The following is a 26,666-nucleotide window of genomic DNA, read 5'->3' as shown; positions in this document are numbered from 1 at the left end:
CCGCGACAGCACATTGAAAAATAACAATAACCAAGCATAAAGGGAGACGCCATGGGGCACAAGTTACTCTTGCTAACGAAGGCAAATCAACAGTATCGCGATTTGATTGAGGCGCAGGAACTCCCTGATTTAGAGCTACTCGACGATAATCCAGCGGGCATAATTGAAGCTGATATTTGGTTAGCCGAACCTAAACTCGCCGCGCCCCAATTGCCCCATGCTAAAAATCTGCAATGGTTACAATCAAGCTTTGCAGGCATAGATGCTCTGATGAGCCCAAGGGGCCGAAAAGACTATCAACTTACCAATATTAAAGGCATTTTCGGCCCGTTGATGAGTGAGTTTGTGTTCGGTTATTTACTCGCGCATATCCGTGGTCATGGTTTTTATCGCCAGCTGCAACAGCAAAAACAGTGGCAAGTTCAACCACCCATACGCCACTCAAGTTTACAAGGAATGCGATTACTCATACTCGGTACTGGCTCAATTGCCCAGCATCTCGCGCAGACGGCAAAGCACTTTGGCATGCATGTCACAGGGATCAATCGTAGTGGTAATACAGTTGAAGGTTTTGATGCTATTGAAACGATGGCCAATTTAGTCCAGATGTTGATACAAGCCGATGTGGTGGTCAATTTACTGCCCTGCACTCCGGCAACCCAGAACCTGCTTAACGCTGAAACCTTAGGTAAGCTAAAAGATGATGCAGTGCTGTTTAATGTTGGCCGCGGTGATGCACTCGATCTCGATGCGCTCAATATCCAGCTTATCGCTAAACCTACTCAACAAGCGGTTTTAGATGTTTTTGCTCAAGAACCTTTGCCCAATAGCCATCCCATTTGGGAGCGGGAAAATGCCATCATCACGCCGCATATTTCTGCGCCAAGCCATCCCGCACAAATCGTCGAGATTTTTAGCCAAAACTATCGCCGCTACATTAGCGGTGAGCCACTGCAGAATCGAATCGACTTTAGTAAGGGCTATTGAGTTAGCGCTCAGGAATTGATGCAGAGAGCAGAAAAAGCAAAGGCAATAGTCAGACTATTGCCTTTTTATCTTACGTTTTAGGTGATTACACCCTAAAGCTGCGCTTTAAGAATTGATCAACCAAGACTGAGTGAGAATCCATCTCGCGAGTCACTTCATCGTTCAAGCCGACCATTTCACTGCCAAGTTGATGGCTAGAATGGGTAAATTGCGACACATTCACCACGCTGCGATTCATCTCATTCGCCACGCTCGATTGCTCTTCAACCGCGCTGGCAATATGGTGCGTCATATCGGTAATGGTCGAAATAGCTTCACGAATCGTACGTAATGCCGTACCCGCTAAATCCGCCGTTGAAATACATTGGGACGCGGCAACCACGCCTTGCTGCATGCTGACTACAGCTTTATTGGTCCCCTGCTGCAACAGGTTAATCATACTTTGGATTTCCTTGGTGGCATCGTGGGTACGTTGCGCCAATGCCCTAACCTCGTCAGCAACAACGGCAAAACCACGGCCTTGCTCACCCGCACGCGCCGCTTCAATCGCGGCATTTAATGCCAGTAGATTAGTCTGACCCGCAATACTCTGAATCACATCTAGCACAGTGCCGATATCTTTACTGTGGGCTTCTAACTCAGTAATAACCTTCGACGTTTGTTGCAGTTGCTCCGCCATAGCTTGAATCGAGCTAATGGTGCTCGACACCGTTTTATCGCCATTGATGGTTTCAGCGGATGCCATTTGCGTGGCACTGGCGGCATCGGCACAATTGGAAGACATATCACCTAATGTGGCGGTCATCTCCTGCATCGCCGTAGCAACTTGCTCTATTTCAGACAATTGAGCCTGACTGGTACTCTGAATTTGTTTGCCCTTTGCGGCAGATATTTTGGCCTGTTCAGACACGTTATAACAGGAATCCGATGCACGCCCCAGAATCGACTTAAGCTCAGAGGTCTGCATTTGGAGCGCCAAATCAATCGCGCCAAGATCATCACTGCTTCCACTGTAAATATGCGCCATCAAGGGGTTATCGTAGATATGCTTTGCCTTAGCCACTATCGCGTAATAACGACTCAGCACCAGATTACCGCCCACCAGCAACACTAAGATGCTTATCGCTAGGGCAATAAAGCCCATTAAGCCAATTTGCAGAGCAAGGTAAAGCATCGGCAGCATGGCAAGTAGGGCTAGTAATAGCAATTTGGCGGGCATGCTCACTGTACGTTTTAACGCGCTGACACTGCCCTTTTTGTTCAACTCTGCATAAGCCGTTTCTGCACGCTTAACCTGCTCGCGGGTGGGTTTAGTGCGTACAGATTGAAACTCGACGACTTTGCCATTAACTGAAATGGGTGAGACATAGGCATCAACCCAATAGTGATCGCCATTGGCGCAGCGATTTTTCACTATCCCTTTCCAAGGCTCGCCTTTTTTGATGCAGCGCCACATATCTTCAAACGCATGGGGAGGCATATCTGGATGACGCACCATGTTGTGAGGCTTGCCTAACATGGCATCGAGTTCAAAACCGGCAACGGTACAAAAGGATTGGTTGGCGTAGGTAATATGACTTTGAGTATCCGTGGTCGACAATAAAATCCAATCCGCTGGATAATCATATTCTCGCTGTGTAACTGGTAGATTAGTTCTCATGAAACCTTATGGATCTTTGATTAATTCTTCGTTATTCATCCATGAGTTATCCATCCGTGAGGCATCATCACCCTGACTCTATATTCCTGAACCTACTTCTAAAACTGCCTAGCAGTGTAATGCTAAAACACATCTAGCATAGACGATAAAACGTGCGCCATGTAACAAAAACGTTAATGTATGAAAATCACTCAAAAATCATGATTGCATTTGATAAGCGTTTTCATTTAGAATTAGCGCAATTCTTTTGGAGACTAATATATGTACGTTTGTCTTTGCCATGCGATCACCGATACGCAAATTAAAAATGCAGTAAGCCAGGGCGATAGCTCGCTTGCTGACGTGAAAAAGCGCTTAGGTGTTGCCGATCAATGTGGCAAGTGTGCAAGAATGGCGGTGCAGATCATCCAGAATCAATTAGAGCGTGAGCCTAATTATTACGAAGTCGCGTAAATTGAATCGCGAATAGAGTGGTAATGGGTAACTCGCTAACGAACACACTTCCGACAAGCTAAAACCACGCTGACTCAAGCAAACTCAATCAAAAAAGTCCAGCGAAAACAAAACTTTCCATCCGCCCGCCACTTCGTCTTAAATAATCTTGCCAGTTTAGACTTTAGATATGATGTTTTAATGACAAGTCCCACTGAACTCTAATACTACTGATCATTCAATGGGGTTGCAGATCCACTTTCGAGTCAATTCTACTTACGTTTCAACCCTACTTACGTTTCAACAAATAGGCGGCTTCATTAAGCCAAGGCACGGCTTTTTTAATAAAGCGGGGATTGTCGGCCAACACATCTTGGGAGGCTAATACTTCAATGTCAAAGTCATCACTCAGATGCTGCTCAACCCAAGTTGGGGATACGGCGAAAGGTGGGCCAATTAAGGCTTCCTGCGGATAATCTAAGGTCACTAATAAGCCGACACTGCCGCTAGGTAACAAACTCGCGAGCTGCTTGGCATATTGTGCACGCATGCTCTCTGGCCATGCGATCAACGCGGCGCGATCATAAAAAGCTGTCACTTCTTGAGTGATAGCCTTAGGTAAAGTGAAAATATCACCCTGATACAAACTGATCTGTTCGGTTTGATAATGCTGGTGTTCACCCACGGTCGTTTGCGTCATCTCGAGTTGGTTATCGCTGAAAAATTGCTGCACCGCCAATTCATTCAACTCACAACCTATGACCTGATGCCCTTGTTCGGCCAAGAAACACATGTCTAGCGACTTGCCGCATAAGGGCACAAAAACCTGCGTATCTGCGGGTAATCCAAGATTCTGCCAATACTTAACCAGGAAAGGATTGATGTCTTGCTGATGAAAACCTATTTGCTGCTGGTGCCACTTTTCATGCCAAAAACCGGGTTCCATGGGTTTATCTCTATTCGCTAAAGTTGTCCTTACTCTAATGACATTTTAAAGCGGATGCAAAGCTGCCTGCCATTCGACAAACTCAGCAATGTAAAGACTCACTTACTGATCTAACGTGGCTTGCACTTTACGCAGCCAAACACAGTTATCACACTGACATTGACGGCGTGATAAATGGTGCGGGCTTAACGATGAGTCAATAAAATCCACGGCGATCAACAACTGCTGTTTTAACTCGGCAATCGATTTTTCGTTCACGGCCACCAGCTCGTCGTTCTGGTTCATCCAGATACATTCCATGCCCTGATGACAAGTTAAACATTGCTCGTCGCTATCATTAAAAAATACCGCATGTGGGCAATGGGTCACTTCCATTGACTGCAAAATTCGCTTACGCGGATATTCCAATAGCTCGATCAACAAGGCTTTATATTGGGTGGGCATATGCCCTCCTTAGCTGCACTTTGTCTGTGGGTTAATTAACAAAAACTGATTCCATCTCATGTCCCAAAGATTACCTATAGTCGCGAGGATTTAACTTGATGTAAGTCAAAGTCAGTGACGAAATGATGGTATAGGTAAGCCGCGCCTGACGCTGATCACTAATGCCGCTCTGAATCCTAAAATAAAGCCAGCCGCTATTTGATTATCGCCCCCGCTTACTGGTTAAATGAACAAAACAAGGAGCACAATTTGCAAACACCTCAGCTGCAGCATTTTTATATTTCTGAAGAGCAATCCATTTACTTGCTCAAAGCCAATGATGCCCGTAAACACAAGGCGTGGATCCGTCTCTGTAAACAGCAGCTGAGCAAGTTAGGTTATACCGATATCGAATTGGTCGGCAAAGGTGCCTACGGTTTCGTGTTTGCGGGTATCAATCAAGCGGGCGATGCCCATGTGTTTAAGTTCTCGCGGATTAATCTGCCACAACACATTCAAGATAGGCTCGAAGAAGAAGCCTTTATGCTGTCCTTACTCAAGCATCCCAATGTGCCGGGCGCGATCAAATTTGAGCGAGTCGGCAAGCAAGGCATACTTGTGATGGAGCGGGCAAAAGGCGAAGATCTCGACCAACTTTGCCGCCGTATGGGCGCCCTGCCCACAGCTATGGTCATGAGCATCGCCCGACAACTCGCCGATATCTTGTATTACCTGCGCACGGGCAAGCCCTTAGTGCACGGCGATATCAAACCTTCGAACCTGGTTTACGACATTGAGCAGCAACACTTATCGTTGATCGATTGGGGCTCGGCGGTATTTGCCCAGAGAGATGAATATAACAAGCCTGTCGAAGACAATGTGATGGCGTTAATGTCGAGCGATCAACAACATACCAACGCCCGTATGGGCGATGTGTACTTTATCGGCGAAGAGCAACTCAATGGGGCACTCTCCAGCCCGCGCTTCGATGAGCAAGGTGTAGCAGCAACTCTGTATGCCCTTGCCTCAGGGCAAGCAAGCCGCTTCGGCGCACAAGTTATCTCGCCCACCAGCATTGGCTTACCAATGGAATTAGCCCGCACCTTAGAGGGCATGCTCAGCACAGATCCTAAGCAGCGCAATATTGCCGGTGATTACTTTTTAAAAAGTATGCGCCACAGCCACAGACTGCATTTACCAGAACTGCCCAAAGTCGAGTTACAGGGTGAAATTCCTGTGTGGGTGCAATCCCGCGACAAAGATGTTGAAACCGTCAGCTACAGCTCGCGTAAGTCCTTTTTGAAGGAACATAACGCCCAAGATCCTATCGCCAAGATGGATGATATTCAGCTCGAAAAATATTACCGCAACTTCCTCGCAGGCATGGGCGATACCGAAAAAGGTTTTATCGCCGCCGTGGGTCGGTTAGCGCAATATCCGATCGTGGGCGGTCTCGCGATCCACTGGCAAGAAACCGGCGTGTTTATCGACTCCAATCTTGCGATTTACGATGCAAAGCAAAAAAGTGCCTTAATTATTGCGGTCAACAATATGGTGGATCTGGCGCGGGGAATTAAACGTATCGGGGTGTTTAAGGCCTGTTTCTTTAACGCCAAAGACACGCTGCATATCGAGCGAACAGATATCAGCGAGCCGTTTGTTGCCAGCGCCGATCTGCAATTGCCCTTTGAAGTTGGTGATGTGCCCACCTTAGAAGATAAGTCACGGTTACACTCTTACTTCGAAGACGGTAAAGATCCCGACGAAAACCTCGAATTGCCGGTGGAGATCATGGAAGAATTAGCCCGCATCAACCAAATTCACCACACAGGCTGCATCATTTTTGAGGCGCTGCCGAATCACTTAAAGATCCACAGTTACTTGAAGCTGCTCAACCCCCGTAAGCAGGCGGCATTTCGCGCCAGTCTCGATCGCATCTTGCATCATGTCGGCAAAATCCAAGGCCACGGCGTGTCGGGCTTTATGAAACTGCCCTACAAAAACACCCGCCGCTTTACCCATCTAGAGCGTAAAGCCGATCACTTTTATCCGAAAAATCCAAAAGAAATAGGCGCCTAATGGCGCCTATATTCATCAGATTAAATCGGTGATCCCGGCGGTAAGCTTAACGGCTTAGGGATCAGCTTAACCTTAGCATCGGTTAAGCCCGCAGCCAGACCCTGTTGCAACCAAGTATAATGGGCCGCAAGACTTGCATTCGCTCGATTCGACTTCGCTTTCAATTGCTTAATCACAAACTGAGCGCGATCGTTGATCGCAGCCCTCACCTCTGGTGAGGTTTGAGGATTGTGCAGCGTTGCCAGCACTTCATCAATCACCACCGCGTTCACTCGCATCCACACGCCTTCGACCAGCCCAAGCTTGTCCTCTTGATACAAGGTCGCCGCGAATAACTTATCCAGTAATGTTGTCACCGATAACTGCTCGCTATCCGCCATGGATGCTTGGCTGACACGGTTCAAACGTTTAGGCATCAATAGCAAGCTAACAGTATGACGGCTAAATACTTCAGCCATGCCGAGAGGATCGTTAATTGCGCCTAAACCTGAGTCGAAGGATTCCCGCGTGGAATGATAATTCCCCGCCTTTGGCACTAAACTGTCGAGCAAGGATTGCGGCACAGTTAAACTCGCCGCATCTAAGGTTTTAAGCAGTTCGTCTAAACCCGTTAACTGCAATTGCGGCGCAATATAGCTCCAGCGGCTGCCTTCACCTATGGATTGATAGTTATAGTCAGTGCCGCCAATAAACTTAGCAACCGCATCGATTTGATAACGCGTCAGCAAATAAATTGGCGCAAAGGCATCGGCTAGCTCGCCCAGTGGCTCATTGGGTAACAAGGCCGCACTGGAGAAACCCGCAATCGCCTTAGTGCGAATTTTGTCGAGCTTACCCAACTGGTCGATCGGATCGTCACCACTATCCCACAAACTGGCATAGGCCTGACTCGCATCCTTTTGGCGAGAATCGGCCTCACCGATATAACGTAAGCCACGTTTCGCCACATCGGCCAGTAAGTCGACTTGCAGTGCTTGTTGGGTACTGGCATCACCTTGATCGCTATAACCATAGGCGATAGCAAAATCATCCCAAGGGCCAACACCTGTAGTGTAAGGGGCGGAAATATCAATATCATTGCCCTTTAGCAGGATTTTCGGATGGGGATAATCCATCACAGAGGCATCCTGATTGGTCGAAGCGGCAAAGTTATGATCAAGCCCTAAGGTATGGCCAACTTCATGGGCGGCCAGTTGACGAATACGCGCCAGCGACAAGGCTGTCGCCGCTTTCTCGGCCGCCACTCTATCCTGCCAGCCTGCGGTTAAGCCTTTGGCAATCAAGTAATCCTGCCGCACACGCAAGCTGCCGAGCGTGACTTGACCCTTAATGATTTCACCAGTGCGTGGATCGGTCAGCGCGGCGCCATAGGACCAACCCCGCGTCGCCCTGTGCACCCATTGGATCATGTTGTAGCGAATATCCTGCGGATCGGCATCTACAGGTAATAACTCAACTTTAAAGCCGTTAATAAATCCGGCGCGAGTAAAAGCCGTCTCCCACCAGCGCGCGCCATCGAGCAAGGCAGACCGTATCGGCTCTGGCACACCGGGATCGAGATAATAAGTAATAGGTTTAACGACTTCGCTTGGCGCAGGGCCAGGATGCACTTTCTGTAAACGGTGGCGCAGGATAAAACGCTGCACTAAAGGTTGGTCAAAGGGCGTCGCATAGTCTTGATACTCATCGGACAAATAGCCGCTCATAGGATGATAAGCCCGCGGCTGGTAATCAGTATCGGGAAGCTCAACAAAGGAATAACGCATCCGCACCGACATTAAGGTGCCATCGGGTGCTACCTGTGCGACCTGCGCGCCTGCGACATCGCCTTTAAAGGTGAGTTGCACATCCACATCGGCATTTTTCTCAAAGGATTTAATCCCTTTGGGTAGGATGACAGAACGACTCAAATCGAGCCGATAATTGCCCTGCTCTGTTTGTTGCAATACGGAAGATACGCCGTGTAAATCATTGAGCACCAGATCGTTGATCGCCACCAGATCGGGCTTGCCATCAATCACTTTTCCTTGCCATAACACAGAATCGGCAAAGGCTTCTGCAACCGCTCTTTGCTCGGCGGCGTCAGTGGTATTAGCACGATATTGGGTATTGAGTTGCTTGAGTAAAACATAGGGACCTTGGCGTTCAAACTGCACCATGCGGGTCTGACCCAGTTGGCCGCGATCGAGACCAAGGTCGTTCGAACCTACGCCCTGCGGCAAACTAGTGACCAAGAGAAAAGGCTGATTTAAGCGATTGACCTCAAGGTATAACTCTCCCTGAGATTCCTCGTAATAGAGATTAAGAAACCCTTTCGCCTCTTGGCTTTGCTTAATGATCTTGGCGCTAGGCGCGGCTGCTGCGACGGTAACGGTGGGAAATCCTAACAGCGCTATGGATAAGGCTAAGGCTAAACTTTGGGGTTTCATCTTTCCTCCTGATACGGCTGGCTGCGTTATTTACCTTATAAATCGTTTAAGTCATTGGCATCTTTGATGACTGCTTATCTCAAGCAATTGATTTAAAGTAAATAATGCGAGGCCATCACTGGCCCCGAGCAAATAAATTAACGATTCTGATGCTGATTCTTATGTTTGATCCAGTGATTTAATGTTTCAAATAATTCGTTGAGCACTATGGGTTTAGTGATGTGGGCATTCATCCCCGCCGCTAAACTCTTTTCCCTATCGCCCGACATGGCATGAGCCGTCATGGCAATAATAGGCAGTTCATCGGCACTAAAACGCTCACGCAGTGCCCTTGCAGCGGTTAACCCGTCCATCACTGGCATTTGAATATCCATTAACACGGCATCAAACGGCCGCGAGTCTATGGTATCCAGCGCAACTTGGCCATTGCCGGCCAGCACCACTTCATAGCCTGCACTTTTAAGGAGTTCAGTCGCCACTTGCTGATTGATAAAATTATCTTCCACCAGCAGCACTAAACCTGTGTGTTCTCCGTCTTCAACTTGGACTTCAACCATAGGCTGAACCACATTCAATCTCGGCTCATCGGCAAAGGCGGCAATGATCTCATCGAACAGGCTCGATGCCTTAAACGGTTTTTGCAGTACGGCGAACACATTGGCGCTATCGACTTCATGCTGCAAGGGCTCTGCCGCATAGGCCGTCATCATAATAATCACTGGTCGTTTCGCTAAGCGGCCTTCGGCGACCATAGTATCTATGGCGCTGACCACATCGCTGCCGTCCATTTCTGGCATCATCCAGTCGAGCAATAGCAGATCGATTGGTGCCCGCGACAGTTTATAAAGTGCTTCGGCGCCACTGGCAGCGGTATCGACTTCGAAGTGGAAATCTCGCATCAAGGTCGAATAAATTTGCAGTGCAGTCGGGTTATCGTCAACGACTAAGGTGCGTAGGCTATTGAGTTTTTCCGGCACGACTAAAGGCTCAATCTTAGCGGCTTCGGCAATTTCAAAGCTGATGGTAAAGCTAAAGGTACTGCCGACCCCAAGCTCACTCTGCACTTGCATCTTACCGCCCATCATAGACACCAGATGCTTACTGATCGATAAACCTAAGCCCGTGCCACCGTATTTGCGGGTGGTTGAACCGTCGGCTTGGGCGAAGGCATCAAACAACTTATCCTGCTGATCTTTACCTATGCCGATACCGGTATCGCGCACCCAGAATTTCAAGGTAATACGATGATCGCGCTCGCCGACATCTTCACAACCCAGCTCAATTTCGCCAGATTGGGTAAATTTCACCGCATTCGATAACAAGTTAATCAGCACTTGGCCTAAACGCAGTGGATCGCCCTTAAGAATGAGTCCCGCAGTCACTGGGGCATACAAGAGTAACTCAACGCCCTGTTCCTGTGCCTTGAGCGCATTGAGATCGAGGGCATGATCGAGCACTTTATCCAGCGGGAATGGCACCCGCTCAAGCTCCAACTTACCCGCCTCAATTTTAGAGAAGTCGAGAATATCGTTGATGATCCTCAGTAGCGATTGCGCCGAGAAACCGGCTTTTTCGAGGTAATCTTTCTGCTGCGCCGTTAACGAGGTGCGCTGCGCCAACTGCAACATACCGATAATGGCGTTCATCGGCGTGCGGATCTCATGGCTCATGTTGGCCAAGAATTCACTCTTGTAGAGGTTAGCTAATTCGGCATCTTGCTTGGCTTCTAAAAGCGCCACTTCGTTACTCTTATGACGGGTAATATCCTTATGGGTACCGAGCATACGCTTAGGCTGACCTTCGGCGGTGAACTCCACCACACGGCCACGGGATAACACCCAGTGATAGCCGCCATTTTTACCTAACATACGGAATTCGATTTCGTAAGCGCCGACAGGGTCCGCGAGATACTGGGCACGGTATTCCTCGACGCGAATCCGATCGTCTGGGTGGGATAGTTCATCAATCGTCGACACAAGAGCTGGGAACTCATTGGTTTTATAACCCAGCATAGAATAATAGGCTGGGTTACAAATGATTTGTTCAGAGTCTAAATACCAATCCCACAGGCCATCTTCCACCGCATCCATGGCTAAGTGATAACGCTCTTCGGACAGGCGCAATTGTTCGGCGGATTCGTATTCGCGCGTCACATCACGCCACACGGCAATCAGACCCTGCAATTCGCCGCGGCGATTATAGAAAGGCAGTTTAAGGGTATCGAGCAACACAGGTTTACCCGCAAGCTCAACCTTTTCTTGGTAGCGCAGCGGCGTGCGATCTTTTAAGACTTGTTCGTCTTCGGCGCGGATACGAATGCCCATTTCTGGCGAGGTCAGATCCTCAGATGATAAACCTATCATCTCGCTCTCTGTGTAACCCAGCATGCGTTCAGCTGCTTTGTTACAGCCTAAATAGTTGCCTTCTTTATCTTTAAAGACAATGGCTTCAGGGATCGAGTCAAGCAAAGAACGTAGCAGCGCATATTCGCGCTCACGCCGCTCTGTGGTGTCTTTTAAGCGTTCAGTACGCCGCGCCACTAGCTTATCGAGCCGCTTATTCTGCTCCGCTAAATGGTGGGTATATTGCTTGTTTTCCTCAAAAATCCGACTCACCAGCAAGAACCAAGGTTCCCAGCCGCGGGTGATTTTCTCCGGTGGCTTACGCGGCTCTTGCGAGCAACCCTCTAGGTGCGACAGTAGTCGCGAGGCAGGGCTTACAAAAGAGCGGCGCGTCTGCCAATGCACTATGGTCACCAACACAGACAGGGCGATCACCACCAAAATAAAGGTCAGCTGTAGTTTTTCCCACGAGTCTTGGAATAGATCGTCTTCATCCTGCAAATACAGTAAACGCCAAGGCGCGTTATGCAGGGCAACCGAGTGGATGTAATAGCCGTTACGTATGATGCCATCATGAGCATCGAACAATTCCGACTCAGGTAAAGAATGCAGCTCAGAGGGAATACGTTGGCTGATGTGATAGACCCGATTAATGTCTGAGCTATCAAAATCGCTGTGGGATAAAATATTGTTCTGTTGGTCGAGCAAAATCACAGTGCCCGGCATCTTAAAGTAGACCCGAATTTGCCGCGCTAACGAGGCAAGCGTCATGTCTAAGTTAATTGAGCCAATGAACTCATCGTCCAAATAAACGGGCACACCTAAAGTGGTCAATAAGCCTTTGCCCGTGGAGTCGACATAGGCTTCGCTCCAAAACACACTGCGCTGCGGGTTCATTGCCGGGGTGGCGTATTGAAACTGTTTCTTGTTGAGTAATTCGTCCCTAAAACGTTGATCGTCATTAGACCAAGGGAAATAGGACATGATCCTACGTTTTGACAGGTAATAAATTGCCGAGGCTTTCGGGGCGGCTTCTTTGGCGACGGGGAATGACAGCGACAGCTCAAACAACATCTCAAGTTCTTGATAGAACTTGTCGCTGCGGCCATCGAGGGAACCTGCGCCAGTAATCCTACCCATGTTGGTAAAAGGCTCACCGCTCTGGGCGTAGCTAGGTTCTAAGGTAAAATACTGGCCGCTTTCGTTGAATTTACCGTATTGGGGTAAGCGTTCTTTACGCACGAGTTCGCCTAATCGCAAATGATCCACGGCGACGTTGCGTAAGCTTTTTACCGCTCTAATGCTCGACTCGAGTAACAAATCGATTTGCAGAACATGCCGCTGAACCTGTTCTTCACGCTGTTCCATCTGCTGCGCTTTTTGGCGGTCGAAAAACATCCATGCGGTCAACAAAGACATGACGATAACGCCAATGTACGTATAAAAAACGGCACGGTTGTAGTTCTTCTGGATCGGCGATTTTAGTTGCAGATCCGGCTCACTCGATTTCATCCACTACCCTTGATTGCAGCGCTTGATTTCAGCCAACGGCGGCAAAAGCTATGAGCTCCATATAGTAGCAGGAAGAAACTACCAATCACATAAAATAATTGCTGGATAAAGGCTACTCATACCACTGATAAGTCGATTAAAAATCTACTACTCTATAAAACTAAGGCCTCAATATCTGAGGCCTTGGTGATTACTCTAAAATAAACCGACACTCTTTAGAGATGCTCTTCGGCGTATTCCGCTAAGCGTGAACGCACTACGCCATTGAGATACACGTTAGCGCTACCTTCAAAGTCTTTAAAACGTTCAACAATGTAGGTTAAACCTGAGGTTACTGCGGTTAAGTAGTTAGAGTCGATTTGCGCTAAGTTACCGCAACAAATCAGTTTTGTGCCCTCGCCCATTCGGGTGATCATGGTTTTGATCTGCGAGGCGGTGAGGTTTTGACATTCATCCAGTAGCACGATGGAGTTTTGGATTGAACGCCCGCGCATAAAGTTGATCGACTTAAACTGAATGTTAGCCTTCTCCATGATGTAGTTCATGCTGCCGGTGGGATTAACATCATTCTTGTGTAGCACTTCGAGCGTGTCAGTAATGGCGGCCAGCCACGGCATCATCTTCTCCTCTTCGGTGCCGGGCAAGAAGCCGATAGATTCGGCGATTTCTGGGGTGTTACGGGTAACGATCACTTTGTCGTAGCGATTACGCTCGACCACCAGTTCCAACGCCGCCGCCATGGCGAGCAAGGTTTTACCGCAACCGGCGGGGCCGGTTAAGATCACCAGATCGATATCGGGATCGAGCAATGCTTGCAGCGCCATACCTTGATAGACGTTTTTAGGTTTAACGCCCCACGCTTCGAGGTTTTTCACTCGCTCACGGCCAAGATCTAAAATGTGCAGATGGGTGTCTGTGCGCTCGGTAACGCGACCGCAAAAATCAGACTCAGTGTCGATAAGGTATTGGTTGATGTAAAACTTATCATTTTCGAGATCTTTGAGCGGCACTTCATGCACTGTGTGTCTACCATGGCGCTCGGTGGAGACCTTATTCAAGTGCTCCCAAAAATTACCTTCGAACTGGTAAAAACCTTTGCTGAGGAAGCGAATGTCATCGATCAACTGGTCGGTTCGATAATCTTCAACCAATTGAATGCCCGCGCCCTTAGCTTTGAGGCGCATATTGATATCTTTGGTGACTAAGACAACGGTACGGGGATGATGCAGGTTTTGCAGATGTAGGGCGGTATTGATAATGCGATTGTCGTTTCCATCTCCCGGCAGGGCGCCTAAGGTAAAATCGACAAGGTGGTCAGGAAAGATGGAGAGCGAACCGACCGCATCGGCATGACCCTCTCGGCTGGGCAAAGGGACACCATTGATAATCTGTTCTGGGGTAGTTTCACCGCCTAGGGTATCTTCCAATGCCCTAATGGCAACTCTAGCATCCCGACTCACATCACTCTTTCGATCTTTAATCTGGTCCAACTCTTCTAGCACTGTCATCGGAATGACCACATCGTGCTCTTTAAACGAATAGATCGCCAAAGGTTCATGTAGTAACACATTGGTATCCAGTACAAACAACTTTCTGTCGTCTTGTTCCATGGCGCCTCCAGAGTACTTCATTAAAGTTTAAACAAACTTTTGAGTCTCAATAAAAGTTACCCAACTCCTATTACTGGCAAAGCATATGGCAAAGAATGATCATAAGGTTCAAGTTGATAGCACTTTACTCGCACTTAAACCTTAAGTTGATATTGGCACCAAACTCACGAGATAACAATACAGCAACCATTGTTTACCATACAGACTCGAGGCAGTGTATAACCGCGGATGTGACATTAGCGTGACAATTTCATGTACTGGCACGACAATTTTGTCGCTTGTACAATTTGTAATCTAGCACTCTGGGAATTAGGCTCTAACGGGTGAGAGGGCGATTTAAATATCACGAGTATTGGTATAACATACGCGCCCTTTGTTAGAGTCCGCCTAGAAATGAGAATTTAAGATGCCGTTCGCCTTAGGTCAACGTTGGATAAGTGATACCGAGTCAGAGCTTGGTTTAGGAACTGTGGTTCAAGTAGAAGGCCGTATGGTCACTGTTTTATTCCCTGCCACGGGTGAGAATCGCATGTTCTCCCGAGCAGAAGCCCCTCTGACACGCGTTATATACAATCCCGGCTATTCGGTTGAAAGCCATGAAGGCTGGAGCCTTGCGGTCAGTGAATTGACCGAGAAAGACGGGATAGTGATCTATCACGGCATTCACAGTGAGACAGGCGAGCAAGTTACCCTGCGTGAAACCCTGCTGAACCACAATATTCGTTTCAATAAACCCCAAGACCGTTTATTCGCCGGCCAAATCGATCGTCTCGACCGTTTTGGTGTGCGTTATCAGTGCCAAATGTTGCGCCACAAACTGGCCTCATCGGATTTGCTTGGTCTGCAAGGTCCACGCGTTGGACTTATTCCGCATCAAATGTGGATTGCCCATGAAGTCGGTCGTCGCTATGCGCCGCGTGTTCTTCTCGCCGACGAAGTGGGTTTAGGTAAAACCATTGAAGCGGGTCTGATTATTCACCAACAACTGCTGACCGGCCGCGCCGAACGCATCCTGATTATCGTGCCCGATACTCTGCGCCATCAGTGGTTAGTGGAAATGCTGCGCCGCTTTAACCTGCGCTTCTCGGTATTTGATGAAGATCGTTGTGTAGAAGCCTATGCCGATCACGACAATCCATTCTACACAGAACAATTAGTGATTTGTTCACTCGAATTACTGCGTAAGAAAAAACGTCTAGATCAAGCTCTTGATGCCGATTGGGATCTGTTAGTGGTTGACGAAGCTCACCACTTAGAATGGACCGAAGAAGCGCCAAGCCGGGCCTATCAAGTGGTTGAGGCATTAAGCGAAGTGATCCCAGGCGTTTTGCTGTTAACCGCAACGCCGGATCAACTTGGCCATGAAAGTCACTTCGCCCGTTTGCGCCTGCTCGATCCAGATCGTTTCTACGATTACGATGCCTTCCTAGCCGAAGAAGACAGCTATAAAGACGTCGCCATTGCCGCCGAAGCACTGGCTGGCAACGTTAAATTACCCGATACCGCTATCAACAGCTTGACCGAGTTACTGGGCGAGAAAGACATCAGCCCAAGTATTCGTCTAATCCAAGCCGACGGCATTGATGCCGAAGTACAGCAAGCTGCTCGCAGCGAATTACTGCAAGAATTACTCGACCGTCACGGTACTGGTCGCGTCTTGTACCGCAACAGTCGCGCCTCGGTAAAAGGCTTCCCTAAGCGTTTCTTTAACGCTTATCCACACGCCATGCCAGATCAATATCAAACTGCCGCACGCGTCAGCGGCATGATGGGCGGACACAAGTCATTAGAGGCGAAAGCGGCGCAAGCCCTGAGTCCTGAAAAACTGTATCAAGAATTTGAAGATAACAGCGCCAGTTGGTGGAAGTTCGATCCCCGTGTGGATTGGTTAATTGAGTTCTTAAAATCACACCGCAGCAAAAAAGTGCTGATCATCGCCAGCCAAGCGGAAACCGCCCTGAGCTTAGAAGAAGCCCTGCGCACACGCGAAGGGATTCAAGCGACGGTATTCCACGAAGGCATGTCGATTATCGAGCGCGATAAAGCCGGCGCTTACTTTGCCCAAGAGGAAGGCGGCGCACAGGCGTTGATCTGTTCTGAAATTGGTTCTGAAGGCCGTAACTTCCAGTTTGCCAGTCACTTAGTACTATTCGATCTGCCGCTAAACCCAGATTTATTGGAACAGCGCATCGGTCGTTTAGATCGTATCGGCCAGAAAAATGATATCCAAATTCACTTGCCGTACCTTGAAGACACCGCCCAAGAACGTTTGATGCAGTGGTATCACCAAGGGCTAAATGCATTCGAACTGACTTGTCCGAGTGGCCATGTGCTTTACAGTGAATTTGCCGAAGATCTGTTAAACGTGCTTGTGGTTGATGACAGCGACGAGCTGACAAACCTGCTCAATCACACCCAGAGCCGTTATAAAGAACTCAAGCACGCCATGGAGCAAGGCCGCGACAAGCTGCTGGAAATCAACTCACACGGCGGCGAGAAGGCAATGGCTATCGTCCAGCGCCTCGCCCAGAATGATGGTGATACCTATTTGATCGGTTCAGTGATACGTCTGTGGGATATTATCGGTGTCGATCAAGAAGATAAGGGTGAAAACTCAATCATTCTGCGTCCAAGCGAACACATGATGTTCCCAACCTACCCTGGCTTGCCTGAAGATGGCGTGACTGTGACCTTCGACCGTGACACAGCGTTATCTCGCGATGATATTGCGCTGATCACCCAAGAGCATCCACTGGTGCAAACGGGGCTAGATCTGATCACAGGTTCAGAAACCGGCACCACCAGCGTTGCCATTCTGAAGAATAAAGCCCTGCCTGCAGGTACCTTATTCTTAGAACTCATCTACATAGCCGATGCTTCTGCACCTAAGTCGAGCCAGTTGTATCGTTATTTACCACCAACACCCATTCGCGTGTTGCTGGATAAAAACGGTAACGACCTGTCGGCTAAAGTGGATTACGCCAGTTTCGATAAGCAATTGAGCGCGGTGAATCGCCACATTGGCGGCAAGTTAGTCACCGCATCTCAGCCAATTCTGCATCCGTTATTTGCTAAGGGTGAAGAATATGCTCAAGTGGTTGTCGATGAAATGGTCGCCCAAGCCAGAGAGAAAATGACTCAGCAACTGAGCGCAGAGCTCGATCGTTTAGAGTCACTCAAGGCAGTAAATCCCAATATCCGTGAGGAAGAATTGGAGTACCTGCGCAATCAGATGCAAGAGTTAAACACTTATCTGGATGCAAGCCAGTTACAACTCGATGCGATCCGTATGGTACTTGTCAGCCACGTATAGGCCCAAGCGGAACCACAGGTTTCCATCAATTAGCCCAGCCAAAGCGCTGGGCTTTTTTATGCCCTGTGGCTTTCGATTCAAAGTAGTTTTCTATAATAAGCGGCTTTTGATGTTCAGCAGCGTCTTCCCAATTAACGTGATTATCCCAAATGATGAGGCGTCACTCTTTGGCGAGGAAAGTTCACTTTTTGGTAATTGTTCAGGTTATACTCAAGCACTGATGAATTTATGAGACTACACAGGTGGTTATCAATTCTATGGCACGCATTATTTCGCTTCTCTTTTGCCTCCTACTTGGTTTCACAGCCATCTCTACCCGCGCGGCAGACCCAGCAACAGCTGCGCCAACGCCAGCTGAAGTCAGTGCAAAAAAATTAAATAACCGCTATTTACCTGAGAATGAAGTCAAACAAATCACCATAGACAATCAGCCCTACGATTTGTTAGTACGGCCATGGGAAGGAAAAAAGAAACTCGGTGCGGCAATCATTCTGCCCGCCACCAACGGCACAGCAGACGCGCCGGGACTGATGGCGTTTGTGCGCCGTAATATCAATCCTGCCGGTTGGGCCAGCTTAAGTTTAACCCCGCCAACTGAGCTGCCTGCGGCCAATTTTGCCACCGCCGCCACCGAAGTTACCTCGCCCGGCGCCGCGCAATTAAGCTCACCGTCAAACAAACCTAGCCCTAAAATCAAGCCCGAAGATAACAGCAAACATCTGCAAGAGCAGGAAGACTTTCTGGTCCAAAGCATGTCGCAATTAGATGCGGTCGGCGCAGACTATGCGGGCAAACGCATTTTGATCACCGCCGACCAAAGCGCAGGATTATTGATTAGCCTATTGAGCCAAAAGAAGATTGCCGATCCCGATGTGCTGATCGTCGTCAATCCCTATCGTGAGGATGAAAAGCTCAACCAAGCACTCGCGGAGCAACTGGCGAAACTCACCTTGCCGATTTTAGATATCCAATCGCCAGACGGTCATCCCGCCTCATTAGAAACGGCCGCTAATCGTAAGATTTTAGCCGTGACCTTAAAAAGCCCTAACTACCGCCAAACCAGCTTAGCGCTCAATTTAGATAACGAGAGCGCATGGCAGAATTGTTTAAATGCGATAAAAGGCTTTTCTGCCCGTATGAGCGGCGCTCAGTAACAACGGCGATTCAAGCTAATTCAGACAAAATAGCATTACCAACCCGACTGACGATCTTGGTAAGGTTTCTGCGGATCTTTCAGCTGACGCGCCGCCGCTATCTTGCAATTTTTGCCTAACAATAACCGAATCTGACTAATCGACTCACGGCAAAGCAAGCTCCGCACCGATGCCGTCCAACTGCGGTTAATGCTGAGTTTGATGGCCGCTGCAGCATCCGGTGAGGTTTGCATCAGTTGCTGCGCCAATTGTTGAGCCGCTTCCATCGGCGTCTCGCTCACTTGGGTCACGAGTCCTAAGGTCAGCGCTTCATTGCTCTCAAGCACTTTTGCCGTCAGGCTCAGCAGCATGGCTTGATCCTTAGGCATGATTTGCCTTAACGCGACCAACCCCGCCATATCGGGCACGAGTCCCCATTTCGCTTCCATAATCGATAACTTACAGTCATGGCTAGCGATGCGCACATCTGCGCCCAAGGCGATTTGCATACCGCCGCCATAGCAACAGCCTTCAAGTACGGCAATCACAGGTACGGGCAAGTTTTGCCAACCTAATGACACCCGCTGTGCCAAGTTAGCATTCCCAGGTAAGCCCTTAAACAGTAACTTAACTGCCTGCATGGGTGCCGACATCACGCTTTTGACATCGAGCCCTGAGCTAAAATTGCCCGCCGCACCTGAGAGGATCACGGCTCGTACCCCACGATTAGATTTGATTTTTTTAATCGCACGGTCGAGATCACTAAACATCAAATAGTTAATCGCATTCATTTTTTCAGGACGATTAAGCAACACATAGGCGATGCCATCATCGATTTTGACTTGTACACTTTGGCCACTCATGAAATATTCCGTTACTGGTCAGTCCAGAATAAATGTTAACACGTTTGGAATAATTCACTAAAAGATATAACATGAGCCTGTTTTTTGACTTGAGTCAAAATATTGCCAATTCAAACATGGACTGAAGGCAACTTATGTTAGGCTGTCGCCACTACGTGCGGTAATCCTAATGTATCTTTCGATGAGATAGACTTATCGAACTCGGCAATGAAGTTACCTCGCCGCCAACATCGACGCTTATATAGCACTGTACTTGCCGCTAAGGATAACGCCGCAAACAGATGGACTCAGTCGTCCTTTTTATTCGTTACATCCTTGTTATTTGCTAAAAATTAGCCAGCTCGATTTAAAATTTTGCATCATGTGATTCAATAATGAGCCAAATTTTAATGTCAGCGAAAAAATAAATTAATCAATAATATCTATAAGTTACATCTAGAAGATATAAATCAGACTTGCCCGAAGAATGCAATTCGTCAGTCGGACCTGAAAAATAAGTGTTATCTTCAATTAATGGGCAAATAAGGATCACTAGTCAGCATGTCAATATCTGTACTCATCTGTGACGATTCCGCCATGGCGCGTAAGCAAATGGCCCGCACGCTCCCAAAAGAGTGGGATGTGGAAATTACTTATGCGACCAATGGTGCCGAAGGCCTTGATGCTATCCGAGCCGGAAAAGGCGAAGTGGTGTTTCTCGATCTCAACATGCCAGTGATGGACGGTTATGAAGTACTGCAAACCGTGCAGCAGCAGGATCTCCCCGCGCTGATCATTGTGGTCTCTGGCGACATTCAAATCAAAGCTCACGAGCGAGTCAAAGCCTTAGGCGCATTAGATTTTATTCAAAAACCCGTTAGCGCCGATGCCATCAGCAACATTTTGCAAGATTACGGCATCTTAACCCTGACGCAGAAAGATATCGCCGACGAAGTCCCTATGATCAAAGTCGACATGCGTGACGCTTGCCAAGAAATTGCCAACGTCGCCATGGGCCGCGCCGCCGATCTGTTAGCTAAGTTACTCGATGTATTCGTGTTACTGCCCATCCCCAACGTGAACGTGCTTGAGGTGAGTGAGTTAACCATGGCACTCAAGGCCACGGAAGAAAGCTCGACCGTATCGGCTCTTTGCCAAGGTTTTATTGGGGCGGGAATTGCGGGTGAAGCCCTGCTCTTGTTCCATGACTCCAGCTTTAAGGACATGGCCAAGCTGATGGGATTAGCCAATCCTGAAGATAAAAATACTGAGATAGAAGTCCTGATCGATACCGGAAACGTGCTGATCGGCGCCTTCCTTAACGGCATTTCTGAACAGCTCGACATGAAATTTAGTCAGGCTCACCCTGTCGTGCTAGGACGGCACTGCACGGTTAACGATCTGATCCATGATAATTCAGAGAAATGGCAGCGAACTTTGGCTATGGAGATCAACTATCGGATTGAAGATCATAATATTCAATGCGATTTGTTACTGCTCTTCACCGAGGATTCTATCCCCACGCTTAGCTATAAACTCGGCTATTTACTCGATTAACCAGTTGGATTTTATCCTATGTCAAATGACCAAAGCGCAATGAACGAACTACACTGGCTCATCGATATGGTGCAAACCATAGAGGTGGGATTAGTGGTATTAGATCGCCATTACAATATCCAGCTGTGGAACGGTTTTATGGAGAATCACAGCGGTGTTTCCCCTAATTCGATCAAAGGTCAAAACCTGTTTACCCGCTTCCCCGATCTGCCCGCCACTTGGTTAAAGCAGAAAATGGAATCGGTTTTTATGCTTAAAAACCGTGCATTTATTAGCTGGGAACAAAGGCCGTACGTTTTCCAATTTAAAAACTACCGCCCGATCACGGGCCGTGCTGACTACATGTACCAAAACGTGACCTTGTTGCCACTGGCATCGCTCACGGGACAAGTGACCCATATCAGCGTGATTATTTATGACGTGACTGATATCGCCATCAACAAATTGCAACTTAAAGCAGCCAACGAGCAACTCGAGCGCCTAAGCCAAACCGATGGCCTGACTCAGCTGCATAACCGTCGCCATTGGCAAGAATGTTTAGACCATGAGTACGATATATATGCCCGCTATTCAGGCATGGCAAGTTTAGTGATGATAGATATCGATAACTTTAAACATATCAACGACAGCTATGGTCATGTGGCGGGGGATAAAGTGATCCAGCATATCGCCCACTTACTCAGCCAATCCCTGCGTGAGACCGATTGCGCCGGACGTTATGGCGGCGAAGAATTTGCAGTCGTATTACCCAAAACCAGCGGCGCCGATGCCATGCATTTCACCGAGCGACTCAGGGAAAAAATCGCCGCATCCGTCATTCTGTATGAAAGCCTGAAGATCTCTGTGACTGTGAGTTTAGGTGTGTGCGAAATTGGTTCCCACATCACCAGCAGCTCAAGCTGGATTTCTTGCTCCGATAAAGCGCTGTACGAAGCTAAGCAAAAAGGCCGTAATTGCAGCGTTTTGCATACCAGTACAAGTGTGAATAAAACGACCCAAGACTAACATATCAAACCAATAAAAATGCCCATCATAGATGGGCATTTTTATTTAAAACGGTACAGATTAGATATTCACGTACGAATTAATGAGGGAAACCATCATCTTCGTCGTCTTCATCTTCTTCGTCATCCATTTCATCACCGACGAAATAGGTGCCCCAACCGTCATATTCCACTTTCTGTTTTACCGCTAATTGCAGCAGTTGTTCTGCGGCTTTATCCAGTAATTCAACTTCTAGTTTGTGGTGCGCGACAGCATCGAAACAGAAAATAATTGAACCATCTTCCAGTTCCATTTCTTCAGCGTCGTTTACCTCAAAACCTAATTTAAAGGCATCTACTGCGGCTTTTTCGAGACGATCGAAATTGGTCGATGAAAAGTGATGCTCAATAATATATTCCGCATCAGGCTCTGAGCCATCGTCAAGCAGGGCTTGCACTATGTCACGATTCTCTGCAAGTTGGGCTTTTAACTGACTTTCAATAGACATGGATTTGTCTCCGTTAAGGTAAATCTGGCTCAAATTGGCATTATACGTCATCACTCGCGAGAGTTTTACCCATAAGTGCTGCCGCCTCTTGATTTATCTCGGCAAATCTCGCCGACATGCTGGCATGGATTTGCGCAGAAAAGTTTTTCACATCGGCTTTATCTAAGCCTGCTGTCGCCACAGGGGCCATCATATCAATAATGACTACACCGTTATTCCAGCGATTGAGCTTAATGTGGCTTTGGCACGAGGCCAATACCGGCACAACAGGCACTCCCGCCGCAATCGCAGTATGGAACGCGCCTGCTTTAAAAGGTAACAAACCGCGACCACGTGAACGTGTCCCTTCAGGGAAAATCCACACAGACAAATTCTTCTGTTTAATTTTTTCCACGGTTTTCGCCATAGTATCAAAGGCACTATGACGGTTTTTGCGGTCGATCAGAATATTCCCTGACAACCAATAGATTTGACCGAATAATGGCATCCACGCCAAACTCTTCTTGCCCAAACTCACAGTGCCTTTAGGTACCGCTGTCGTGTGAGTGAAAAGATCGAAGTTATTCTGATGATTTGCGAGGAAAATATAGGGGCCATCCTGCACATCTTTATGTCGACGTACAATCACTTTGATCCCAAGGATCGGAGCGACCGATGAGAAGATCTTGGCGAACATATGTACATTGTCGCGGTGCCGAGGTCTTAATAAACACACTAAGCCACCAAAAATAAAGGCAAGCAACAATGACACCGCCAACAGCATTGATCTGACGATTAAAAGCACGATTTACTCCGACTATAAAAGTGGCGACAGTATATCCACCATGGCTTTGGGACTCAATATATTGTTTACATCTGTAAGCTGACTTGCTAACAAGCAAGCAAAAAAGCCCATCGATATACTGAAAATCCAGTGTATCGATGGGCTTTTATATCAATATTTATCTAAGCGTGGTGCTTTGGCAGGATTTCAGATCCCGTTGCCTGAGGCGCAGCTTTAGCTAACACAAAACGGATCACTAAGGCGCTCACGGCCAAAGTCGCGACAATCGCCGCACCGCTGGGCAGATCTAACGTCGCCGACAGGACTAATCCTAGAACATAGCCCAACAAACCGACGAGGTAAGCGTAAAATAACCGACCTTTACCGCGGTACTTGTTCAGTGCTAAAGCGGGCAATATCAAGGTACTGAACACCAGATAAACGCCCACTAATTCAACCGACAAGGTAATGACCAGCGCAAATAGCAGATAGAACCCTGCACCATCCAAAATCTGGGGACGCAGGAATATCGCCAATAACACCAGTGAATACACCACTGCCGGCAAAATCAGTTGTGACCAACTCACCCACAGGATCTGACCTGACATCAATTGCTTTAACAGCTCAGCGCCGTGTGGGTCGTTCGCCAGCAGCAACATAGCCGCTACCGCAGACAACACATAAAAGCAGCCGATCATTGCCTCCAACTCACCCGCCATCCGCTTAGATAACCAAGCGATAAACCCTGCGCCCGCGAGGGCAAACAGCGCTGGCATCCACACATTAGCAAACGGCATGTCTTCTAATCTGTGGTCCATGTGAGCGACAATCGCGCCTAAGGCGGCAACTTGCGCTATCGCTAAATCGATAAAGATGATGCCACGCTTAAGTACTTGTCTCCCAAGTACAATATGCGTCGACAACACTAAGATCCCCGCTGCCAATGCAGGCAACAGAATCGACATCAGTTCAAGATCAAACATAGGTTTATTTCACTCCATTTAAGAGGGAAATCACGCTGTCATAAAGGCTAAATAAATCTTGGCTCTTATCGTTGCCACCCACAGACATAGGCAACATCACCACGGGCAAGTTCGCTTTTTCACCCAGCCATTTTGCACCGCGCTCGTCCTGATAAGAGGCCACGACCACCGCCAGAATATCCCCTTGTTCGGCGCGCGTCAGCAGACTCGCTAAGTGGCCGCTAGTCGGAGCTAAACCCGGTTTAGGCTCTAAATCCGCCACTTGCTCGATACCAATCCAGTTGAATAAGTATCTGAAGCTTGAGTGGTAAGCGATCACTTTTTTACCTTGTAATCCCTTAGCTTGCTCTTCCCAACGCGGGACTGCGGCTTGCCAGCGAGTGGTAAAATCTGCCAGTGACTTTTGATAATCGGCCGCGCCAGCAGGATCTAACTGAGTCAGCTTAGCACTCAGTGCCGTGGCGACTTTTAACAGACGCGTCGGGTCGAAATGAATATGTGGATTGCCTTGGGCATGCACATCACCCATGCTGCGATCGACACTGGCCAGCTTATCTAAGGTCTCGATTTGATCGGCGGCGAAAAATAAGCCTTGATCGGTCGAGCGCACGTTAGCGTTTGCCGACTTCATCTGCAGCATAGGCAACCAACCCACTTCAAGATCGGCACCGGCGCAGACCACAAGATCCGCCTGACGCATTTTGGCGATCAAACTCGGACGTGCCTGCACTTGATGCGGGTCCTGCAATGCCGTTGTTGCCGAATAGATACTCGCCGTAGGAGCCAGCTCCTTCGCTAATGCCGCATATTCAGGTTCACAGGCAAACACGTTTAGTTCGGCGTGGGCCAAACCGGTATAAGTGACAGATAAGGCCACTGCGGCCAATTTAGCTAAATTAGAATTGATGCGCACCGTGAGCCCCCAGAGACATAATGTATTGAATTGTGAAGATGTTATCGTCTTCAATTCCGTCGAAGTTAGTACCCTTTTGATTGGTATACTGGAAACGAACCGTCGAGAAATGGCTAGAATGCCAAGCCAAACTCACCTCAGATTCTTTCAACTTCTGCCCATGGAAATGATCGCCATGGAGCTCTTGGGTATCCGCTTCACCATAGCGCACACCCGCTGACCAGCTCGGCGTGAATTGGTACACACTGCTCAGATACCAACCTTGGTGGTAATCTTGGCTTGGCGCATCCTCAGGATGCAGATCGATAGGGGTAAAGTCGCTCACCCGATAATACTCGCCGCTCACAGTAAGATTCTGATATTTGTAGTTACCGTTAGGCGCCCACTTATAAACAAAATCAGCACCATAGGTATTTTTACCTGTGTAAGATGCGGCGTGGCTATGACCTGCGTGCTCATCACCATGGTCATGCTCATCTTCATGCTCGCCTTCTTCATGCTCGCCTTCTTCATGGGCGGTCACTTGGCCATTCTCGTTACGCAGGTAACTTAAACCCGCTTGCCATGAGCTGTTATCGCCGATGTCGCCACCGATTTTTGAGTACAAGGTATAAACGCCGACCTTCTTAAACTCACGCTCACCATGCTCATCGGCGGCACGTAAACTGTCGCCCTTAAAGGCTTCAACGCCCATAGTCCAATACAAGTCAGTTGGTGCTACATAGTTGAAACGTATACCATCATCAAAATAATGGCCGCCTAAAAATGCACGGTAAACCACAGGACGGTCGGTGAAAGAATCTGTGTGTAAATGTTGGTTATTGAGGTAACCAATGTCCGATAGGAAACGACCGCCGCGGATAGAAAAGCCCGCTGGCATCGCCATGGTTTGAATGAAGGCTTCTTCAAGATTCAGCTCAGTGTCACCGTCATGCATCTCAACCACAGCTGTGACTTTACCGTAAAACATATCATCGATATTGGCGCTCAGGGCCAGCTCAGTCTCACCTAAACCAAAGCCATCCGGGCTCTCGGCTAATGGACGCTCACCCGTTTGATAGTAACCATTTAATACGGCGCTGATCGCTGGGTTAGTGAGGCTCGAATCTTCAGCCAATAGGCTAGGCGAAACAAACGCACACGCCAAAGCCACCAAAGAAATTCGGGTATTTAAAACAGTCATGATATCTCCAAAATACAACTAGCACTCGACGACTAATATAAAGTCATCAAGAAATACAATAAGTTAA

General features: G+C 48.2%; 19 protein-coding genes. 7 read left to right on the top strand and 12 right to left on the bottom strand.

The annotated features are described in order from the left end of the window. Positions 1–51 precede the first annotated feature (51 nt). Positions 52–987, top strand: coding sequence for a D-2-hydroxyacid dehydrogenase (locus tag FW758_RS02920; RefSeq protein ID WP_446444584.1), 936 nt, complete (start codon positions 52–54; stop codon positions 985–987). Between the two features lie 85 nt (positions 988–1,072). On the opposite strand, the gene FW758_RS02915 is transcribed toward FW758_RS02920, so the two are convergent. Further along, a complete protein-coding gene (locus FW758_RS02915; RefSeq protein WP_006084217.1) occupies positions 1,073–2,647 on the bottom strand; it encodes a methyl-accepting chemotaxis protein in 1,575 nt (524 codons plus the stop codon). Positions 2,648–2,908: 261 nt separating this feature from the next. Between FW758_RS02915 and FW758_RS02910 the strand changes: the two genes are divergently transcribed. Beyond that, a complete protein-coding gene (locus FW758_RS02910) occupies positions 2,909–3,100 on the top strand; it encodes a bacterioferritin-associated ferredoxin (RefSeq protein ID WP_006080031.1) in 192 nt (63 codons plus the stop codon). A 268-nt stretch (positions 3,101–3,368) separates the two neighbouring features. On the opposite strand, the gene FW758_RS02905 is transcribed toward FW758_RS02910, so the two are convergent. Then, on the bottom strand, positions 3,369–4,025 hold the full coding sequence (locus FW758_RS02905) for a thiopurine S-methyltransferase (RefSeq protein WP_446444583.1): 657 nt from the start codon (positions 4,023–4,025) through the stop codon (positions 3,369–3,371). 102 nt (positions 4,026–4,127) lie between these two features. Then, positions 4,128–4,469 (bottom strand): hypothetical protein, encoded by a 342-nt coding sequence (locus FW758_RS02900; RefSeq protein ID WP_106651699.1) that lies wholly within the window; start codon positions 4,467–4,469, stop codon positions 4,128–4,130. A 249-nt stretch (positions 4,470–4,718) separates the two neighbouring features. Here FW758_RS02900 and FW758_RS02895 point away from each other — a divergent pair, with 249 nt between their 5' ends. Then, positions 4,719–6,527 carry a protein kinase domain-containing protein gene (locus tag FW758_RS02895; protein ID WP_446444582.1) on the top strand — a complete coding sequence of 603 codons (1,809 nt, stop codon included), beginning with the start codon at positions 4,719–4,721 and terminating at the stop codon, positions 6,525–6,527. Between the two features lie 20 nt (positions 6,528–6,547). Here FW758_RS02895 and FW758_RS02890 read toward each other — a convergent pair whose 3' ends face one another. The 3 genes from FW758_RS02890 to FW758_RS02880 all read right to left on the bottom strand — a co-directional run bounded on the left by FW758_RS02890 (position 6,548) and on the right by FW758_RS02880 (position 14,420). Then, complete coding sequence (locus FW758_RS02890) at positions 6,548–8,956, bottom strand: zinc-dependent metalloprotease (protein WP_446444581.1); 2,409 nt, start codon at positions 8,954–8,956, stop codon at positions 6,548–6,550. 137 nt (positions 8,957–9,093) lie between these two features. Then, complete coding sequence (locus tag FW758_RS02885) at positions 9,094–12,810, bottom strand: response regulator (RefSeq protein WP_006084221.1); 3,717 nt, start codon at positions 12,808–12,810, stop codon at positions 9,094–9,096. 215 nt (positions 12,811–13,025) lie between these two features. Further along, entirely contained in the window at positions 13,026–14,420 is a 1,395-nt protein-coding gene (locus FW758_RS02880; protein ID WP_259582640.1) for a PhoH family protein, read from the bottom strand. A 406-nt stretch (positions 14,421–14,826) separates the two neighbouring features. On the opposite strand from FW758_RS02880, the gene rapA reads away from it, so the two are divergent. Continuing rightward, a complete protein-coding gene (rapA, locus tag FW758_RS02875; protein WP_446444580.1) occupies positions 14,827–17,733 on the top strand; it encodes an RNA polymerase-associated protein RapA in 2,907 nt (968 codons plus the stop codon). 257 nt (positions 17,734–17,990) lie between these two features. Continuing rightward, positions 17,991–18,887: a DUF3530 family protein gene (locus FW758_RS02870; RefSeq protein ID WP_446444579.1), complete on the top strand. Its 897-nt coding sequence runs from the start codon at positions 17,991–17,993 to the stop codon at positions 18,885–18,887. Between the two features lie 35 nt (positions 18,888–18,922). Here the strand turns inward: FW758_RS02870 and FW758_RS02865 are convergent, their stop codons facing one another. Further along, positions 18,923–19,729 carry a crotonase/enoyl-CoA hydratase family protein gene (locus FW758_RS02865; RefSeq protein ID WP_446444578.1) on the bottom strand — a complete coding sequence of 269 codons (807 nt, stop codon included), beginning with the start codon at positions 19,727–19,729 and terminating at the stop codon, positions 18,923–18,925. 540 nt (positions 19,730–20,269) lie between these two features. On the opposite strand from FW758_RS02865, the gene FW758_RS02860 reads away from it, so the two are divergent. Together FW758_RS02860 and FW758_RS02855 are read left to right on the top strand one after the other, a co-directional pair. Continuing rightward, complete coding sequence (locus tag FW758_RS02860) at positions 20,270–21,265, top strand: response regulator (protein ID WP_006080020.1); 996 nt, start codon at positions 20,270–20,272, stop codon at positions 21,263–21,265. Positions 21,266–21,283: 18 nt separating this feature from the next. After that, on the top strand, positions 21,284–22,270 hold the full coding sequence (locus FW758_RS02855; RefSeq protein WP_259511061.1) for a sensor domain-containing diguanylate cyclase: 987 nt from the start codon (positions 21,284–21,286) through the stop codon (positions 22,268–22,270). A gap of 79 nt (positions 22,271–22,349) precedes the next feature. Here the strand turns inward: FW758_RS02855 and rraB are convergent, their stop codons facing one another. The 5 genes from rraB to FW758_RS02830 all read right to left on the bottom strand — a co-directional run bounded on the left by rraB (position 22,350) and on the right by FW758_RS02830 (position 26,599). Further along, entirely contained in the window at positions 22,350–22,757 is a 408-nt protein-coding gene (rraB, locus tag FW758_RS02850) for a ribonuclease E inhibitor RraB (RefSeq protein WP_107949328.1), read from the bottom strand. Positions 22,758–22,797: 40 nt separating this feature from the next. After that, on the bottom strand, positions 22,798–23,541 hold the full coding sequence (locus tag FW758_RS02845) for a 1-acylglycerol-3-phosphate O-acyltransferase (RefSeq protein WP_006080014.1): 744 nt from the start codon (positions 23,539–23,541) through the stop codon (positions 22,798–22,800). Between the two features lie 161 nt (positions 23,542–23,702). Beyond that, positions 23,703–24,503, bottom strand: a complete 801-nt coding sequence (locus tag FW758_RS02840) for a metal ABC transporter permease (protein ID WP_012090275.1) — start codon at positions 24,501–24,503, stop codon at positions 23,703–23,705. A 4-nt stretch (positions 24,504–24,507) separates the two neighbouring features. Continuing rightward, positions 24,508–25,416 (bottom strand): metal ABC transporter solute-binding protein, Zn/Mn family, encoded by a 909-nt coding sequence (locus FW758_RS02835; protein ID WP_006080012.1) that lies wholly within the window; start codon positions 25,414–25,416, stop codon positions 24,508–24,510. Next, positions 25,400–26,599, bottom strand: a complete 1,200-nt coding sequence (locus FW758_RS02830) for a hypothetical protein (protein ID WP_446444577.1) — start codon at positions 26,597–26,599, stop codon at positions 25,400–25,402. Before FW758_RS02830 ends, FW758_RS02835 begins: the two co-directional genes overlap by 17 nt. Positions 26,600–26,666 lie beyond the last annotated feature (67 nt).

The organism is Shewanella sp. 1180_01 (assembly GCF_052850535.1).
This window is presented reverse-complemented; position numbering and strand designations above follow the sequence as displayed.

What these genes read in the sequence shown, in the direction of transcription:
- FW758_RS02920 (WP_446444584.1), top strand. Translation starts at nt 52, where the DNA reads ATGGGGCACAAGTTACTCTTGCTAACGAAGGCAAATCAACAGTATCGC.
- FW758_RS02915 (WP_006084217.1), bottom strand. Translation starts at nt 2,647, where the DNA reads ATGAGAACTAATCTACCAGTTACACAGCGAGAATATGATTATCCAGCG.
- FW758_RS02910 (WP_006080031.1), top strand. Translation starts at nt 2,909, where the DNA reads ATGTACGTTTGTCTTTGCCATGCGATCACCGATACGCAAATTAAAAAT.
- FW758_RS02905 (WP_446444583.1), bottom strand. Translation starts at nt 4,025, where the DNA reads ATGGAACCCGGTTTTTGGCATGAAAAGTGGCACCAGCAGCAAATAGGT.
- FW758_RS02900 (WP_106651699.1), bottom strand. Translation starts at nt 4,469, where the DNA reads ATGCCCACCCAATATAAAGCCTTGTTGATCGAGCTATTGGAATATCCG.
- FW758_RS02890 (WP_446444581.1), bottom strand. Translation starts at nt 8,956, where the DNA reads ATGAAACCCCAAAGTTTAGCCTTAGCCTTATCCATAGCGCTGTTAGGA.
- FW758_RS02885 (WP_006084221.1), bottom strand. Translation starts at nt 12,810, where the DNA reads ATGAAATCGAGTGAGCCGGATCTGCAACTAAAATCGCCGATCCAGAAG.
- FW758_RS02880 (WP_259582640.1), bottom strand. Translation starts at nt 14,420, where the DNA reads ATGGAACAAGACGACAGAAAGTTGTTTGTACTGGATACCAATGTGTTA.
- rapA (WP_446444580.1), top strand. Translation starts at nt 14,827, where the DNA reads ATGCCGTTCGCCTTAGGTCAACGTTGGATAAGTGATACCGAGTCAGAG.
- FW758_RS02870 (WP_446444579.1), top strand. Translation starts at nt 17,991, where the DNA reads ATGGCACGCATTATTTCGCTTCTCTTTTGCCTCCTACTTGGTTTCACA.
- FW758_RS02865 (WP_446444578.1), bottom strand. Translation starts at nt 19,729, where the DNA reads ATGAGTGGCCAAAGTGTACAAGTCAAAATCGATGATGGCATCGCCTAT.
- FW758_RS02860 (WP_006080020.1), top strand. Translation starts at nt 20,270, where the DNA reads ATGTCAATATCTGTACTCATCTGTGACGATTCCGCCATGGCGCGTAAG.
- FW758_RS02855 (WP_259511061.1), top strand. Translation starts at nt 21,284, where the DNA reads ATGTCAAATGACCAAAGCGCAATGAACGAACTACACTGGCTCATCGAT.
- rraB (WP_107949328.1), bottom strand. Translation starts at nt 22,757, where the DNA reads ATGTCTATTGAAAGTCAGTTAAAAGCCCAACTTGCAGAGAATCGTGAC.
- FW758_RS02840 (WP_012090275.1), bottom strand. Translation starts at nt 24,503, where the DNA reads ATGTTTGATCTTGAACTGATGTCGATTCTGTTGCCTGCATTGGCAGCG.
- FW758_RS02830 (WP_446444577.1), bottom strand. Translation starts at nt 26,599, where the DNA reads ATGACTGTTTTAAATACCCGAATTTCTTTGGTGGCTTTGGCGTGTGCG.